The sequence below is a fragment of the Rhizorhabdus sp. GW822-FHT03C02 genome (genome assembly GCF_058801765.1).
The window spans coordinates 1-16487 of the sequence record NZ_JBXANN010000020.1 but is presented as its reverse complement, the minus strand read 5'-3'; the positions used below and the strand labels follow the sequence as shown (position 1 = coordinate 16487).

The following is a 16487-nucleotide window of genomic DNA, read 5'->3' as shown; positions in this document are numbered from 1 at the left end:
GGACTGCCGGATCGCTCCGACAGTCCCCTTTACATGGTCAGCGGCCGGAAGTGCCGGCCCGGGAGACCCCTGGCGCTTCGTTAGAAGCGCGTCTCCCGAACGGACTGAACCGACCTCCATGCTGAACCATGAGACATCGGATCACCTCCTTTCGCAAAGTTGTCGAGGCCCGCAACATGAGTCCTTTTGCACGTGCGAACAAGTCTTGTTTTGCAGATTATTTTCGGCAATCCTCGATCGCTCGGGCCGGTTCGGCCCAGGCCGGAACCACGACCGCGGGCAAACCCGGCGAGGCGACCATCATCCTCCCCCGGCTGAACGCGAATTTGTCGAGAAATCCGTCACGCGCGGCGAACAGCGCCCCGGACATCGTGGTCCCGCCATCCTCGACAGCACCGGCCTTATAGGTGGTCACGCCCGAAGACGTCGTAACGCTGATGGCTGCCGCGCTTCCCGATCGGAGCAAGGCGACCTGCCCGCTGCGCCGGTCGCAGCGCAGCACCAGCGCCGGCGACGCACCGTCCTCGCCGTAGCGCGCGCTCGACACCGGCTCGCCGGGTACATAGCGCCAGCGCCCGGCGGTCAGCGGCATATCGCGCCAGTCGGCGGTCACCGGCGCTGACGGCGGAGCCGCGGCCGCCACCGGTGGCGGAGGCGGCGGCGCATGGACGACGGGCGACGCGGTGGTGCAACCGGCCAGCGCGAGGGCGAGCATGGGTCCGAAACGGCGGTGCGCGAAAAATGGGAGAAAAACCATGGCCGACTGCATGCGCGAACCCCCGGCCAAAGAAAACCCCGCTATCCGTGCCGCGCGCCGGATAACCATTCCCCTGCGCTCAGCCGCGACACTCGCGGATCACGCGGGTGATGTCGGGCCCGACCGGGGTGATGACCTGGCTTCCCGCCAGCATCTGCAGTTCGAGCGATTTATCGCTGCCGAGGAAATTGTCGAAAAACGGATGCTTGGCGGGCAGCTTCGCGCTGATCGTGCCACCGCCATCCTTCGCATAGCCGGCGTCGAGCATCAGCTTGGCGCCACCGACCTTGAGATATTGCCGGTCGAAACCGCCAGGATCCCCGACCCCGACCGCGATGAATTCGATGGTCCGGCTGGCGAGCGAACAGGCGAAGGCATAGCTCCAGCGCCCGCCGTCGCGGCTGTAGATTACGCCTGGCCCCTCGCCGATCTGCGGCACATAATACCAGCGATTGGGCTGCCGCGCATCGCCGCCAGGCTGGGGGGGCACGCCGGCAGGCTGCGCAGGCTGGACGGCCGGTGGTGCGGCATCGGCCGCCGCGATCTGGTTTGCGGTATCGGCGGGCGCCGGCTGCACCGTCGGTGCCGGCGCCTGGGCGACGGGTGCTTCGGGCGCGCTTTCGATCGGCACATCGGCGACCGCCGGAGACGCGCTCTGGATCTTGCCGCCTCGGTGCAGCAGCCGCGTGAACACGCAGGTCCCGAGCATCAGCGACAGCGTCGCGACCAGAACGATCCGCCGGATCCACGCCGCACGCGACGTCTTGGGCACCAGGGTGGGAGGAGGATAGCTCATATCAAGCAAACACCGACATTGACGCAGCGCAACATCGGATCATTGCCGAAACATGACGCGGCTCGCAAGCCCCGTGCGTCCGCTGCGGCAACGCCGCGATCTATTCGGCGTTGAAGGTCGCGGCGTCGATCGGCGTCGGCTTTATGCCGCTTTCGCTCACCATCAACGAATAGGACCAGTTGCTGTGCTTGACCTCGGTCTGGTCGGCGGTGTCGATGACCTCGGTCTTCATCGTGTCGGAGCCGGGAAACTCGTTCGCCCTGATGATCCGGGTGAAGGATTTGCAATCCGCCGCCAGCGCAGCCCCGAACGCATATTGGATCTTGTAGACGCCGTCGGGCACCCCCTCGATCGTCATCGTTTCGAGCTTGGGGAGGAAGAAGCTGGCGGCGAGCTTGCCTGTGTCGGCATGGCGGATCTTGACGAGCGCATCGCCGCCGCCGCCATTCTGGATCTCGATATTATGCCCTTCGTCGAGCAGTTTCATGTCGCCGGCGATCTTCTGCCCCGGCGGCGGCACCGAGGCGCAGACCGGCTGGCCCGCGACGTCGGCCGCGGCATCGGCGGCAGCCACGGCCGCCGCGCGCGATGTCTGCGCCTGGGCCGCACCGGTCGCAGTCTGGGATGCGGCGAAGAGCAGCAGGACGCCCGACGTCGCGCCGCGCAGGATCATGGTCATCGATTTCCCCCCGGAAACAGCTTCGCCCACCCATGCGCGAATATCGCGGCGAACGAAAGGCCCGGCTTGACTCGCCCCCGCGGTCGCGCTCGACTGCAACGATGAGCAGGGACCCTCGCTTCGACGATTATATCGCGCGCGCCCAGCCTTTCGCGCAGCCGATCCTTCACCATCTGCGCAAGGTCGTTCACGGCGCGTGCCCGATCGTCGAGGAGACGATGAAATGGAGTTCGCCGACCTTCATGTACAAGGGTCGCATCCTGTGTCGCATGTCGGCCTTTCGCCACCATGCGAGTTTCGGCTTCTGGGAGCGTGAGAATGCCACCGGCGCCGTCGACGACCGGGACAAGGACGCCATGGGCCAATATGGCCGACTGACGGAACGCGCCGACCTACCGGACGACACGATCTTGATCGAGGCCATCGGCCGCGCGATGGCGCTGGTCGATGCCGGCGCGGTGGCGCCCCGTCCGATCAAGCATCCCAAGCCGCCGCCGGTACCGGCCGAGGATTTCGCGGCGGCGATGGCGGCACTTCCCGCGGCGCGAACCAGTTTCGACGCCTTCCCGGTCAGCGAACGCCGCGAATATGTCGAATGGATCGAAGACGCCAAGCGCGCGGAAACCCGCGCACGGCGGATCGAGCAGGCGGTCGCCCAACTTGCCGAAGGCAAGCGGCGCAACTGGCGCTATATGTAACCGCCATTTTCGTTCGCAAAAGAGGGCGGTTTGCCGATCGCCGCCGCGGACGGCAGGCCCAGTTCCGGCCCGACCCCCGCCGCCTTCGCCATGCGCGACGATGCCACATAGCTGCCGAGATCGCGCCAGGCCTCGAGCATCTGGTCGATCGAACCGTTGCCGCACCCCAGCGGCGAACGCGTCACGTCATGCATCGCTACTCTCCTGCCCCAACGACATCCTTCGGGATGCTCTTATGCCGCGCAGGATATACGCATTGTCTTCGAGTGCACAGATAGTTTCATCATAAAAACACGCAAATATCACTATAATTGAACGAATCGTTCAACGGCGTTTGGCCGCGCGCGCCGCCTTCGCCTTGCCGTAGCGGGTCGTCCGGGTGCCCGGCTTGCCGCTGCTCGAATGGCTCGCCACCGGCGCGCGGTGCTGCTCGACCGGCAGCCCCAGTTCCTCCTGCTCGAGCCGCCTGATCTCGTCGCGCAGCCGCCCGGCTTCCTCGAATTCGAGATCGGCGGCGGCAGCCCGCATCCGCGCCTCGAGATCCTCGATATAGCCGCGCAGATTATGGCCGACCATGTGCGGCCGGTCCTCGATCCCGGTCTCGACGGTGACCTGGTCGCGCGATGCGAGATGGCCGACGATATCGGTGATGTTGCGCTTGATCGTCTCGGGGGTGATGCCGTTGGCTTCGTTGAAGGCCTGCTGCTTCTCGCGGCGTCGCGCGGTCTCGGCCATCGCCCGTTCCATCGATCCGGTGATGCTGTCGGCATAGAGGATCACCCGGCCGTCGACGTTGCGCGCAGCGCGCCCGATCGTCTGGATCAGCGAGGTTTCCGAACGCAGGAAGCCCTCCTTGTCGGCATCGAGAATCGCGACCAGCCCGCATTCGGGGATATCGAGCCCCTCGCGCAGCAGGTTGATGCCGATGAGGATGTCATAGACCCCGAGCCTGAGATCGCGGATCAGCTCGATGCGCTCGAGGGTCTCGACGTCCGAGTGCATGTAGCGGACCTTGAGCCCCGCCTCGTGCATATATTCGGTGAGATCCTCGGCCATCCGCTTGGTCAGCGTCGTCACCAGCGTGCGATAGCCGAGCTTGGCGGTCTCGCGCGCCTCGTAGACGAGGTCGTCGACCTGGCTTTCGATCGGCCGCACGTCGATCGGCGGATCGATCAGCCCGGTCGGCCGGATCACCTGTTCGGCGAAGACGCCGCCGGTCTGTTCCATCTCCCAACCGCCCGGGGTCGCCGAGACATAGACGGTCTGCGGGCGCATCACCTCCCACTCGCTGAAGCGCAGCGGCCGGTTGTCGATGCAGCTCGGCAGGCGGAAGCCATATTCGGCCAGCGTGATCTTGCGGCGATGATCGCCGCGCGACATGCCGTTGATCTGGCCTATCGTCTGATGGCTCTCGTCGACGAACAACAGGGCATTTTCGGGCAGATATTCGAACAATGTCGGCGGCGGCTCGCCGGGGAGCCGCCCGGTCAGGAAGCGGCTGTAATTCTCGATCCCCGCGCACGATCCGGTCGCCGCGATCATCTCGAGATCGAAATTGGTGCGCTGTTCGAGCCGCTGCGCCTCGAGCAGCTTGCCCTCGATCTGCAATTCCTTGAGCCGCTCGCCCAGTTCGAAGCGGATCGCCTCGCTCGCCTGCTTCAGCGTCGGGCCGGGCGTCACATAATGCGAATTGGCATAGACCCGGACCTGGTCGAGGCTGGCCGACTTCTTCCCCGTCAGCGGGTCGAATTCGGTGATCTCCTCGATCTCGTCGCCGAAAAAGGCGATCCGCCAGGCGCTGTCCTCATAATGCGACGGGAATATCTCCAGATTGTCGCCGCGCACCCGGAAATTGCCGCGGCCGAAGGCCTGGTCGTTGCGCTTGTACTGGAGCGCCACCAGCTTGCGGATGATCTCGCGCTGGTCGACGGTCGAGCCCTTCTTCAGATCGAAGATCATCGCCGAATAGGTCTCGACCGATCCGATGCCGTAGAGGCACGACACCGACGACACGATCAGCACGTCGTCGCGCTCGAGCAGCGACCGGGTCGCCGAGTGGCGCATCCGGTCGATCGCCTCGTTTACCGAGCTTTCCTTCTCGATATAGGTGTCCGACCGCGGCACATAGGCCTCGGGCTGGTAATAGTCGTAATAGCTGACGAAGAATTCGACGGCATTGTCGGGGAAGAACTGCTTGAACTCGCCATAGAGCTGGGCGGCGAGGATCTTGTTGGGCGCCAGGATCAGCGCCGGCCGCTGCAACTGCTCGACGACCTTGGCCATGGTGAAGGTCTTGCCCGATCCGGTAACACCCAGCAGCACCTGGTCGCGCTCACCGGCCTCGGCCTGCGCGACGAGCTCGGCGATCGCGGTCGGCTGATCGCCGGCCGGGGCATAGTCCGACACGATCCGAAACGGCTTGCTGCCTTCGAGCTTGGGGGGGCGCTCGGGCCGATGGGGCACGAAGCTCTGCCCCATGTCGATATCGTCGAGGCTCGTTCGAATCTGGATCGCCATGAGGAACATATGGGGCACGCCGCCGGCCGAAACAATGATCGGCGCGTGACCGACAGCACTTGCACCGCCAAGGACCGGCGCTAGGGTCGCGCCATGATATATGAGAGGCTTGGTATGACCCTTTCCCCCATCGGCAGGCTGGCGATCGGCTTGACTGCCGGCGCGATCCCCGCGGTCGCGCTCGCCGACAATTTCGCGGTCGGCGCCTGGCAGCACCAGACCACGACGATCAGCGCCGAGGTCCCCGGCATCCCGCAATGGATGATCAAGATGTTCGCCGGCAACAAGACCCGCAAGAGCTGCTACACCGCCGCCCAGGCAAGTTCGCGCCCCGAGGCGCTGCTGACCCAGGACGACGCCGCGGTCTGCAAGGTGCGCCGGCTGGAGATGACCGGCGGCAAGCTGCTGTTCGATACATTCTGCACCAACAAGCGCTTTCCCGAGGGGCTGCTGGTGTCGTCCAAGGGCACCTATACCCCGCGCAGCTACAGCCTCTCGACGCTGTCGACCGGCACCAAGGATGGCGAGGCGGTCAAGATCGTCACCACCGGCACCGGCCAATGGACGGGGCCGACGTGCAAATAAGCGCCCCGATCGACCTCGACGCCTATCTCGCGCGGATCAGCCTGGGAATCCTGCCCGCGCCCGACGCCCAGGGCCTCGCCGCGCTCCAGCGCGCGCACCGGCTGGCGATTCCGTTCGAGAATCTCGACATCCGCCTCGGCCGGGCGATCAGCCTCGATCCCGCCCATGTGTTCGACAAGCTGGTCCACCGGCGGCGCGGCGGCTATTGTTTCGAGCAGAACCAGCTGTTCCTGCGTGCGCTGACCGCGCTCGGCTTCGATGCCCGCCCGCTGCTCGCGCGCGTCTGGCTGATGGCCGAGGACGTGCCACCGCGCACCCATACCCTCAACCTCGTCATGATCGACGGTATGCCATGGATCGCCGATGCCGGCTTCGGCGGCAGCTATTCGCCGCCGATGCCGCTGATCGAAGGGCCCGAGGTGACCGGCCCCGACGGCGCCAAATTCCGCCTGTCGACCCATGAGGACCATGGCTGGATGCTCGAGCGCAAAGGCGACCCGCTCAGCACCGACGGGCGCACCAGCGGCGACGACTGGCAATTGCAGTACAGCTTCACCCTCGACAATGTCGCCTCGATCGACCTGGAGATGTCCAACCATTGGACCTCGACCCGGCACGGCACCCGCTTCACCACTTTGTCGGTGGCGAGCATCTGCCTGCCGTCGGGCTTCGCGTCGCTGACCGACCGCCATTATACCCGCCGCAACGGCGACCAGCGGGTCGAGGCCGAGATCGAGAGCGCGACCGCCTATCGGCTGCGGCTCAACTTCGTGTTCGGAATCGCGCTCGACGATGTCGAGGTCGGCGGCCTCGGATTGTTCGAGGGCTGATCCGGCCGCATCACTCATATCCCCGGGGGCAATGAATTGAGCGAGATCATGGCAAGCCGACCCCGCAATCCCATAAGATCGGTGATCGGCGGCTCGCTCGGCAATCTCGTCGAATGGTATGACTGGTATATCTATTCGGCCTTCTCGCTCTATTTCGCGAAGAGCTTCTTCCCCAAGGGCGATCCGACCGCGCAATTGCTGTCGACCAGCATCGTCTTCGCGATCGGTTTCCTGATGCGGCCGCTCGGCGGCTGGCTGTTGGGCATGCTCGCCGATCGCTATGGCCGCAAATCGGCGCTGACCTGGTCGATCACGCTGATGTGCCTGGGCTCGCTGATCATCACCGCCGCCCCGACCTATGCCAGCATCGGCATCGCCGCGCCGATCCTGCTGACCTTCGCGCGGATGGCGCAGGGGCTGAGCCTGGGCGGCGAGTTCGGGACCGCGGCGACCTATCTCACCGAGATCGCCCCGCCCGACAAGCGCGGTTTCTGGTCGAGCTTCCAATATGTCACGTTGATCGCCGGCCAGTTGCTGGCACTCGGTCTGCTCGTGCTGCTCCAGTTCGTGTTCCTGACCGAGGCGCAGCTCGAAGCGTGGGGCTGGCGCCTCGCCTTCGCGACCGGGGCGATCCTGGCGATCAGCGTCTTCTGGCTCCGCCGCGGCATCGACGAGACCCCCGATTTCGTCGAGGAAAGCGGCAAGGAGCGGCGCAAGGGCGGCTTCATGACGCTGCTGCGCGAACATCCCAAGCAGGTCGCGCTGGTGTTCGGCCTGTCAATCGGCAGCAATGTCAGCTTCTACGCCTATACCACCTATATGCAGAAATATCTGGTGCAGAGCGCGGACTTCGCCAAGGACACCGCCTCGCTGATCTGCTCGGCGGCGCTGATCTTCTACATCGTCATCCAGCCGATCCTCGGCGGCCTGTCCGATCGGATCGGCCGCAAGCCGCTGCTCTACTGGACCTGGATCGTCGGCGCGATCGCGACGGTGCCGCTGTTCACCGCGATCGGCGCCGCCGGCAGCCCGCTCGCCGCCTTCCTGCTGATCTGCGTCGCCTATCTGGTGATCTCGGGATCGAGCGCGACCAGCGCGGTGGTCAAGGCCGAGCTGTTCCCGCCGCATGTCCGCGCGCTCGGGGTCGGCCTGCCCTATGCGATCAGCCAGGCGATCTTCGGCGGCACCGCCGAGTCGCTCGCACTCTGGTTCAAATCGGCCGGGATCGAGTCGACCTTCTTCTGGTATGTCGCCGGCTGCATGGTGGTGGCGCTGGTGGCGACGATCATCCTGCCCGAGACGCGAACCAGGGCGATGCGCACGGCGAGCAACCGTTAAGGCACGTCCCACGCCTGGCCGGCTGCCAGCGTCCGGAAGCGATCGGGCGCGAGCTTTTCGGCCTTCAGCGCCTTTGCCAGTTCGGTCCGCGGTTCGTCGATCGTCTCCTCGGTGAGCTGGAACGTGCCCCAGTGGATAGCGAGCGCGTGGGTGGCGCCGAGCGTCTCGAACACCCGCACCGACTGTTGCGGATCGACATGGTTGCCGCTGAACACTTCGCGCGGATGATAGGCACCGATCGGCAGGATCGCGAGGCGGTACGGCCCATCCTTCGCCGCGCGGCGCACCCAGCTGCCGTCGCCCCAGCCGGTGTCGCCGGCGAAGAAGATATTGCCGCCGGGCAGGGTTATGGTGAAGCCGCTCCACAGCGCACGATTGCGGTCGGCGCCCCAACGCGAGCCCCAGTGATGGACCTGCTCGACGATCACGTCGATCCCGGGCTGCAGCGTCACCCGCCCACCCCAGTCGCGCGCCACCGCCGGCGCGCCATGGTCGCTCAGGATCGTGTCGTTGCCGAGGCTGGTGACGATCACCGCCCGGTCGCGCTTCCACAGCTTCGCGAGCAGGTCGACGTCCATATGATCATAATGGTCGTGGCTGACGAGCACCGCATCGATCTTCGGCAGATCGTCGAAGCGTACCCCCGGTGCCCGCACCCGGCGCGGCCCGAACAGGCCGAACGGCCCGACCTTGTCGGCCCATACCGGATCGGTGAGGATGTTGAGGCCCTGGGTCTGGATCAGCACGGTGGCATGGCCGATCCAGGTCACCCGCAGCGCCGATCCCGTCACCCGCGCCGGCGGGCGGGTCGGCGTCACCGCGACGCTTTCGGGCCAGCCGGGACCGCGCTTGCCGGTCGCGGCATTATAGAGGCGGCGCAGCCCGAACGCGCGTTGCGCCCCGCCGCTGCCCTGGTCGCCCTCGGGGTTGAAGAAGCGCTGCCCGTCATAATGGGGGCTGGCCGGCCCCTGATAATAGATGCGGTCGAGCAGCGCGGGCGCGGCCTGCCAGGCCAGCAATCCCAACGCGACCAGGGAAACGAGGATGATCGCGATCCAGCGCCCGATCCGTTTCATCCGCGCCATTGTCCGAACGCCGCTCCTTGCCCATGATGGCGCGATGCTCCGCCTGCTGACCGCATCCGCCCTGTTGCTGCTATCATCGGCGCTCGACGCCCGGGAAGCCGCGATTGTTCCGCCTCCGATCCTTCCCGCTTCGGTCCGCCAGCCCTTCACCACCGATCGGCTGGGCCGCGCCACCGTGGCGGGCCTCGCCGACCGTGCCACCGGCCGCAAGGTCACCGCCGGCGATCCGGTGCGGATCGCCTCGATCTCGAAGCTGGTCGTCGCGATCGGGGTGCTGCGACTGATCGAGGCCGGGCAGATCGACCTCGACCTGGACGTCTCGGCGCGACTCGGCTGGTCGCTGCGCAACCCGGCCTTTCCCGACCGGCCGATCAGCCTGCGGCTGCTGCTCTCGCACCGTTCGTCGCTGACCGACGGCGCCGACTATGTGCTGCCGTTCGACAAGGGGATCGCCGAGGTCGCCGCCGATCCGCGCGCCTGGGACGCCGCGCATCCGCCGGGCAGCTATTTCCGCTATGCCAATTTCAACTTCCCGGTCGTCGCCGCGGTGATGGAGAAGGCGACCGGCGAACGTTTCGACCGGCTGATGCAGCGGCTGGTGCTCGATCCGCTGGGCCTCAAGGGTTGCTACAACTGGGCGAGCTGCGACGATGCGACGATCGCCCATGCGGTGGTGCTCTACGCCGCCGACGGCAAGCCGGTGCGCGACGACGATCATGGCGTGCGGCCGGCCTGCCCGATCGTGCCGGCGGCCGATGGCGATTGCGATCTCGCCTATTGGCGCCCCGGCTTCAACGGCGCCAGCTTCTCGCCGCAGGGGGGCCTGCGCATCTCGATGCGCGATCTGGCGAAGATCGGGCAGATGCTGCTGCGGGGCGGCCGGGTCGGCGGCAAGCCGTTCCTCAAGCCCACCTCGGTCGAGCTGCTGCTGACGCCCTTATGGACTTATGACGGCGCCAATGGCGAAACCGGCGAGAGCACGCCCGGCACGATCTGCCGCTACGGCCTCGCCAGCCAGACGCTCGCGACCGCCGTCGCCGGCTGCCGCGACGATCCGTTCGGCGATGGCCTCGCCCGGGTCGGCCATGCCGGCGACGCTTATGGTCTCAAGTCGGGGCTGTGGATCGACCGCACCCAAGGCATCGGCGTCGCCTATTTCACCACCGCGGTCGCCGCCGACGCGCCACATGGACCGAACAGCGCCTTCTTCTCGGCCGAGGAGGCGATGGCGACGGGGCGAGAGTAGAGGCTGCGCCTCTGCCTTGGGCGGCCCCGGCCTCCGCCGGGGCGACGTAATGACTTGAAGAACAACAATATTCGTCGCCCCGGCGGAGGCCGGGGCCGCCCAAGACAGCACGACTCCGCTTAAGCGTGCCTCACGCGTTTTCGAGCAGCTTCTCGCGCGCGATCTTTTCACGCCACACCAGAGGCGCGGTGTGGTGGACGCTTTCGCCGGTCGCGTCGACCGCGACCGTCACCGGCATGTCCTTGACGTCGAACTCGTAGATCGCCTCCATGCCAAGATCGGCGAAGCCGACGACCTTCGACGCCTTGATCGCGCGCGCGACCAGATAGGCCGCACCACCGACCGCCATCAGATAGGCCGCCTTGTGCTTCTTGATCGACTCGATCGCCACCGGCCCGCGCTCGGCCTTGCCGACCATCGCGATCAGCCCGGTCTGCTCGAGCATCATGTCGGTGAACTTGTCCATCCGGGTGGCGGTGGTCGGGCCGGCCGGGCCGACCACCTCGTCGCCGACCGGATCGACCGGGCCGACATAATAGATTACCCGGCCCTTGAAATCGACCGGCAGTTCCTCGCCGGCGGCGAGCATGTCCTGGATCCGCTTGTGGGCGGCGTCGCGGCCGGTGAGCATCTTGCCGTTGAGCAGCAGCCGGTCGCCTGGCTTCCAGCTCGCCACCACCTCGGGGGTCAGCGTGTCGAGATCGACCCGGATCGACTCCTTCGACGGCGCCCATTCGACCTTGGGCCATTCGTCGAGGCTCGGCGGCTCGAGATAGGCCGGACCCGATCCGTCGAGGTGGAAATGGGCGTGGCGGGTCGCCGCGCAATTGGGAATCATCGCGATCGGCTTCGACGCGGCATGGGTCGGATAATCCATGATCTTGACGTCGAGGATGGTGGCGAGCCCGCCCAGCCCCTGCGCGCCGATGCCGAGCGCATTGACCTTGTCGAAGATCTCGATGCGCAGCTCCTCGATCTTGTTCTGCGGTCCGCGCTCTTTCAGCTGCGCCATGTCGATGTCGCCCATCAGCGATTCCTTGGCGAGGGTCACCGCTTTCTCGGCGGTGCCGCCGATGCCGATGCCGAGCATGCCCGGCGGGCACCAGCCGGCGCCCATCTGCGGCACCATCTCGAGCACCCAGTCGACGATCGAATCCGACGGGTTCATCATCTTGAACTTGGACTTGTTCTCCGATCCGCCGCCCTTCGCCGCGAGCTGGACCTCGACATGGTGGCCGGGCACCATCTCGACATTGAGCACGCAGGGCGTGTTGTCCTTGGTGTTGACCCGGCCGAAGGCGGGGTCCTTGAGGATCGAGGCGCGCAGCCGGTTCTCGGGGTGGAGATAGGCGCGGCGCACGCCCTCGTCGACGACGTCCTGCAGCGACTTGTCGCTGTCGAGCATGCACTGCATGCCCCATTTGACGAAGACGGTGACGATGCCGGTGTCCTGGCAGATCGGGCGATGGCCCTCGGCGCACATCCGGCTGTTGGTCAGGATCTGCGCGATCGCGTCCTTGGCGGCCGGGCCCTGTTCGGCCTCATAGGCGACGCCCAGCGCTCGGATATAATCCATGGGGTGATAATAGCTGATGAACTGGAGCGCGTCGGCGACGCTCTCGATCAGATCGGCTTCCTTGATGATGACGGTCATTGCGTGCGCTCCCCGCATTTGCCGGCCTTTGGGCCATCCAGACCGACGTCCCATGCGCCCGAACGCGTTCGAATCAAAGCCCAGTTTGGGTGCGCATGCGGCGGAAACGCTTCGGGACGTTGACCTGGCAGCGGCGGTTAAGCACTAATGCGCCTTCGCACGCGCGGAATCGGGCAAGGATGACGCGGGCGGCCAAGGGGAAGTAGCGATGCGCAACCTGCTCCATGTCGCGGCAGGCCTGACCGACAACGACATGCTGTGGCTGTTGTCGATGGGCAAGCTCCGCAAGCTCAAGCCCGGCGAGCGGCTGGTCCAGGCCGGCAAGCCGATCGCCGACCTGTTCTTCGTGACCGGCGGGTCGCTGGCGGTGCTGCTGGCCGACGGCACCCATGTCGCGACCCTGGGCGCGGGCGACGTGATCGGCGAGATGTCATTCGTCGAGCGGCAGGCGCCATCGGCCTCGGTCCGGTCGGAGGAGGCGAGCGAGATCATGTGCGTGCCGCGCGACCTGATCCTCGCCCGGTTCGAACAGGATCCCGAATTCGGGGTCCGCTTCTACCGCGCGCTGGCGGTGTTTCTGTCCGAACGGCTGCGCGAGACGACCGCCGCGGTGCGGATGTCGGAGGCCGAGCGCAAGGAGCAGGATCAGGCGCGAACCGCGTCGACCGACCGCTTCAGCCGGCTCACCGGCATGTTCACCCGGCGATCGGCCTGACCGATCCCAGCATCAATGCGGCGCCATATGGTTGTGGAGCGCCGCCAGCCGCGCGCCGGCATCGTTCATTTCGTCCAGTACGACCGGCATCGCGTTGACCACCGCCACCACCATCTCGCACCAGGGCGAATCGTCGACTCCCGGCGGATCCTGGTCGGTCAGGACGTAGCGCCCTTCCCCATCGACGACGAAGGCCACCGGACGGCGATCGCCCTGATCGTCGCCGGTCACCGAATAAGCCACGGAAAGCGGGAGCGAAACGTCGCTCATGATCGCACGCAGATAGAGCGCGAATTTGTCGAGTTCGGCCACTTAACGCATCCCCCCAGATGGCATCGGCTTGTGTGATCGCAGCGACGTCTCCCCCAGACGCGAAGCGCTGGGTACATTGTTTAGCAACATTTCGGATCGATGAAATAGGGAGTTCACCCCAGCCGTTCCGGACCCGGCACAAAATCGCCAACGGACCCCGACGGGGTGCCGATCGACCCCAGGGAACTTGCGGACGCTTCGTTCCTTATTCCTCTGCTGCTCCATTCCGGAGCTGGAGACGACCATGCGATCCATCCTTCTTTGGGCAATCGGTGTTCCTATTCCGCTGATCCTGCTCCTCGCTTTCTGTACCCATCATTTCTAATCGCCTTTTGAATCGGCATAGCCCCGGAGTGCTGGCCACCTGAGTTGGCGCTTCCGGGGCAGCGAATTTCGGAGGCCACGACGCGCGCGTGATCGCCGTAACGTCGCCAGATCGGTACGAAAGCGACGCCCCATCATCCCCGATCGAACTGCCGACCCGATCGGCGATCGACGCGGAGAACGGCCGAGCAACATATTGCACTTGTCTAATGTCGTGGATCGATGACCGGCGTGGGCGTTGCGATCGGCAAGCCATCCGAAAAGGCGATCGAGCCGCGCCCGGGGCTATGATGGTGGCAGAGGAGGAACTTGGTCGATCTGATAGGTGGGGGGCCGCTTCGCCATCTTCAGCGAGCGATCCCACGGTTGCCGATGAGGCATCGCGCTATCGCCGAACTCAAGGTCTGGAGAATACCCCCAGGAAACCTTGAGTCAAAGTGCGCTGATCTCGTTCATCGGTGAAGTCGGGCGCACCCAGCGCCAGTCCGGCGTCCAAGAGAGCCGCGCTCGCCCCGCTCCAAGGTTCGACAAGCTCTTCGTCTCCCTCATCATCGATATATGTCGCAATTGCGCCATCGACGGCTTTTGCCCTGTCGAACACGGAAAGATGGATCAGGCTCAACCCTTGGTTGATTGGCGATTCAGCAGGCATCGAACCGATCTTCAGCGTGCCGTCGAGGTCGTCGTCATAGCCATCGCAAATCCCCCCGGCATTGCCCCAGCGACGGAAGGTCCGATCATATGCGTCCGGCGCGTCGGGATGTCGCGCAGATGACAACTGAGTGGCCTGTTCCCGATTTAGTGTGGTTGCCCGACCTAAGACCCCAAGAACAGCTTGCCCATGCGCGCCGAAGAGGATGGACAGATTCTCCTGCCCAAGGAGTTCGACGGATATACAACGGGTATAGCGAGCATAAGGAAGGGGAGCCCCGCCTCTGCTCCGCTGATCGTCAGCCGTCGCGGCCTCGACGATCATCGCCTTCCAAAGCGTTCCGGGCCATTTCGTCAAAATGATCGAAGCTGGCGCCTCATCGACGACGATCCACGGTGGCCCGCGTCCCTCGACACTCACGATCTGACCTTGCTGTGCTTGGCTCATCGGCCCGGTTTCGCTGTCGGGCACATAGATGAAACCGACACGGCCATCAGGTTTCTTGCGGCGGAACGGAAGGATCTGACGAAACACAGCGCGTCCTAACTGATGTGCCAAAGCGCGATACACACTTGTTCTTCCAATGCCGAGCAAGGTCGTGGGCGAGGTGATCGAGACGGTGGTGTTTCGTCCGGCTGGCGCGTCGCGCAACCGCCACACGCCCCCGCCGAAGATCGAGATCATCGGCCGCTTGGAGGCCCTGATCGGGCAGCGTTTCCTGACGCCCCTCTGCTGTCGGAGGGATGAATGGTAGCGGAGGAGGGACTTGAACCCCCGACCCCAGGATTATGATTCCCGTGCTCTAACCAGCTGAGCTACTCCGCCCTACCAGGCGACCGCTTCCGCGGTGGACGCGGCCTATAGATAGCGTCTCCGGCGCGGTCAACTGGCACAATGCGCCCTTTGCCGATAGAGGGGGCCAAGACTCGGGGAAACGGGAAAAAACGGAGAGTTGCCGGATATGCATTTCGATGTCCTGATCGTGGGGGCCGGACACGGCGGAGCACAGGCGGCGGTGGCGCTGCGGCAGAACAAGTTCGAGGGAACGATCGCGCTGCTCGGCGACGAGCCCGACCTCCCCTATGAGCGCCCGCCGCTGTCCAAGGAATATTTCTCGGGCGAGAAGAGTTTCGAGCGCATCCTGCTGCGCCCCGAGAAATTCTGGGCCGAACGCAATGTCGAGATGCTGCTCGGCCGGCTCGTCGTTACGGTCGATCCGGCCGCGCACCAGGTCACCCTCTCCGACGGCAGCACGATCGGCTATGGCACGCTGATCTGGGCGACCGGCGGCAGCCCGCGCCGACTGACCTGCTCGGGCGCCGAGCTGAAAGGTGTCCATGGCGTGCGCACCCGCGCCGATGCCGACCGGATGCTCGCCGAACTCGATGCGACCCGCGAGGTGGTGGTGATCGGCGGCGGTTATATCGGGCTCGAGGCCGCGGCGGTGCTCAACAAGTTCGGCAAGAAGGTGACCGTGCTCGAGGCGCTCGACCGCGTGCTCGCCCGGGTCGCCGGCGAGACGCTGTCGCGCTTCTACGAAGCCGAGCATCGCGCGCACGGGGTCGAGGTCCATCTCGGCGCCAAGGTCGACTGCATCGTCGGCGAGGATGGCCGCGCGACCGGGGTCAGCCTGCACGACGGCACGATATTGCCGGCGCAGATGGTGATCGTCGGCATCGGCATCGTCCCGGCGGTCGAGCCACTGCTCGCGGCCGGCGCGGCCGGCGGCAACGGGGTCGACGTCGACGCGCAGTGCCGCACCTCGCTGCCCGACATCTTCGCGATCGGCGACTGTGCGATGCACGCCAATGATTTCGCCCCCGAGGGCGCCCGCATCCGGCTCGAATCGGTGCAGAATGCCAACGACCAGGCGAGCCTCGTCGCCAAGACGATCATAGGTGCCGACGCGCCCTATCATGCGATCCCCTGGTTCTGGTCGAACCAATATGATCTGCGACTCCAGACGATCGGCCTGTCGATGGGCTATGACGAGACGATCACCCGCGGCGACCCCGCCACCCGCAGCTTCTCGATCGTCTATTTGCGCGATGGCCAGGTGCTCGCGCTCGACTGCGTCAACGCGACCAAGGACTATGCCCAGGGCCGCGCGCTGGTCACCGCCAAGGCGCGGCCGCCGCGCGATCAGCTCGCCGATCCCGAGATTCCGCTCAAATCGCTCGTCCCCGCCTGAGGCTTTTTTGAAAAATGCGCGGAAGAGCGCATTTTCGTAGCGGCACCAGCCCGCTCCCCCGCCCGACCTCCCACAGAATATCCTGAATGGGAGGTCGGGCGGGGGAGC

General features: G+C 65.6%; 16 protein-coding genes and 1 tRNA gene. 7 read left to right on the top strand and 10 right to left on the bottom strand.

The features are described from left to right. Positions 1-217: 217 nt before the first annotated feature. The 3 genes from AC1RM6_RS28845 to AC1RM6_RS28835 all read right to left on the bottom strand — a co-directional run bounded on the left by AC1RM6_RS28845 (position 218) and on the right by AC1RM6_RS28835 (position 2232). Entirely contained in the window at positions 218-757 is a 540-nt protein-coding gene (locus AC1RM6_RS28845; RefSeq protein WP_493107825.1) for a hypothetical protein, read from the bottom strand. A gap of 79 nt (positions 758-836) precedes the next feature. After that, positions 837-1553 (bottom strand): hypothetical protein, encoded by a 717-nt coding sequence (locus tag AC1RM6_RS28840; RefSeq protein ID WP_493107824.1) that lies wholly within the window; start codon positions 1551-1553, stop codon positions 837-839. A gap of 100 nt (positions 1554-1653) precedes the next feature. Continuing rightward, positions 1654-2232 (bottom strand): hypothetical protein, encoded by a 579-nt coding sequence (locus AC1RM6_RS28835; RefSeq protein WP_493107823.1) that lies wholly within the window; start codon positions 2230-2232, stop codon positions 1654-1656. A gap of 101 nt (positions 2233-2333) precedes the next feature. On the opposite strand from AC1RM6_RS28835, the gene AC1RM6_RS28830 reads away from it, so the two are divergent. Beyond that, complete coding sequence (locus AC1RM6_RS28830) at positions 2334-2930, top strand: YdeI/OmpD-associated family protein (RefSeq protein WP_493107821.1); 597 nt, start codon at positions 2334-2336, stop codon at positions 2928-2930. On the opposite strand, the gene AC1RM6_RS28825 is transcribed toward AC1RM6_RS28830, so the two are convergent. Next, on the bottom strand, positions 2921-3124 hold the full coding sequence (locus AC1RM6_RS28825; protein ID WP_493107818.1) for a hypothetical protein: 204 nt from the start codon (positions 3122-3124) through the stop codon (positions 2921-2923). The two genes, AC1RM6_RS28830 and AC1RM6_RS28825, sit on opposite strands and share 10 nt — an antisense overlap. A gap of 130 nt (positions 3125-3254) precedes the next feature. Further along, on the bottom strand, positions 3255-5447 hold the full coding sequence (gene uvrB, locus AC1RM6_RS28820) for an excinuclease ABC subunit UvrB (protein WP_493107944.1): 2193 nt from the start codon (positions 5445-5447) through the stop codon (positions 3255-3257). A gap of 114 nt (positions 5448-5561) precedes the next feature. On the opposite strand from uvrB, the gene AC1RM6_RS28815 reads away from it, so the two are divergent. The 3 genes from AC1RM6_RS28815 to AC1RM6_RS28805 are packed head-to-tail and all read left to right on the top strand — an operon-like array spanning position 5562 to position 8200. Next, positions 5562-6032 (top strand): DUF3617 domain-containing protein, encoded by a 471-nt coding sequence (locus tag AC1RM6_RS28815; protein ID WP_493107817.1) that lies wholly within the window; start codon positions 5562-5564, stop codon positions 6030-6032. Then, complete coding sequence (locus AC1RM6_RS28810) at positions 6023-6862, top strand: arylamine N-acetyltransferase family protein (protein WP_493107815.1); 840 nt, start codon at positions 6023-6025, stop codon at positions 6860-6862. The genes AC1RM6_RS28815 and AC1RM6_RS28810 overlap by 10 nt, the downstream gene beginning before the upstream one ends. Positions 6863-6910: 48 nt before the next feature. Then, a complete protein-coding gene (locus AC1RM6_RS28805) occupies positions 6911-8200 on the top strand; it encodes an MFS transporter (RefSeq protein WP_493107813.1) in 1290 nt (429 codons plus the stop codon). Here the strand turns inward: AC1RM6_RS28805 and AC1RM6_RS28800 are convergent. After that, positions 8197-9276, bottom strand: a complete 1080-nt coding sequence (locus tag AC1RM6_RS28800) for an MBL fold metallo-hydrolase (protein ID WP_493107811.1) — start codon at positions 9274-9276, stop codon at positions 8197-8199. The two genes, AC1RM6_RS28805 and AC1RM6_RS28800, sit on opposite strands and share 4 nt — an antisense overlap. Before the next feature lie 43 nt (positions 9277-9319). On the opposite strand from AC1RM6_RS28800, the gene AC1RM6_RS28795 reads away from it, so the two are divergent. Continuing rightward, positions 9320-10531: a serine hydrolase domain-containing protein gene (locus tag AC1RM6_RS28795; RefSeq protein ID WP_493107809.1), complete on the top strand. Its 1212-nt coding sequence runs from the start codon at positions 9320-9322 to the stop codon at positions 10529-10531. 130 nt (positions 10532-10661) lie between these two features. On the opposite strand, the gene AC1RM6_RS28790 is transcribed toward AC1RM6_RS28795, so the two are convergent. Then, the gene (locus AC1RM6_RS28790) at positions 10662-12185 is read right to left on the bottom strand and encodes a fumarate hydratase (protein WP_493107807.1); all 1524 of its coding nucleotides are present in this window, start codon (positions 12183-12185) and stop codon (positions 10662-10664) included. Between the two features lie 208 nt (positions 12186-12393). On the opposite strand from AC1RM6_RS28790, the gene AC1RM6_RS28785 reads away from it, so the two are divergent. Then, positions 12394-12900, top strand: a complete 507-nt coding sequence (locus AC1RM6_RS28785; RefSeq protein WP_493107805.1) for a cyclic nucleotide-binding domain-containing protein — start codon at positions 12394-12396, stop codon at positions 12898-12900. A 12-nt stretch (positions 12901-12912) separates the two neighbouring features. Here AC1RM6_RS28785 and AC1RM6_RS28780 read toward each other — a convergent pair whose 3' ends face one another. From AC1RM6_RS28780 to AC1RM6_RS28770, 3 genes are all read right to left on the bottom strand, one after another. After that, positions 12913-13212, bottom strand: a complete 300-nt coding sequence (locus AC1RM6_RS28780; RefSeq protein ID WP_493107803.1) for a hypothetical protein — start codon at positions 13210-13212, stop codon at positions 12913-12915. A gap of 721 nt (positions 13213-13933) precedes the next feature. Next, entirely contained in the window at positions 13934-14872 is a 939-nt protein-coding gene (locus AC1RM6_RS28775) for a hypothetical protein (RefSeq protein WP_493107800.1), read from the bottom strand. Positions 14873-14936: 64 nt separating this feature from the next. Further along, a tRNA-Met gene (locus tag AC1RM6_RS28770) sits at positions 14937-15013 on the bottom strand. A gap of 136 nt (positions 15014-15149) precedes the next feature. Here AC1RM6_RS28770 and AC1RM6_RS28765 point away from each other — a divergent pair. After that, on the top strand, positions 15150-16379 hold the full coding sequence (locus AC1RM6_RS28765) for an NAD(P)/FAD-dependent oxidoreductase (RefSeq protein WP_493107798.1): 1230 nt from the start codon (positions 15150-15152) through the stop codon (positions 16377-16379). Positions 16380-16487: the final 108 nt, after the last annotated feature.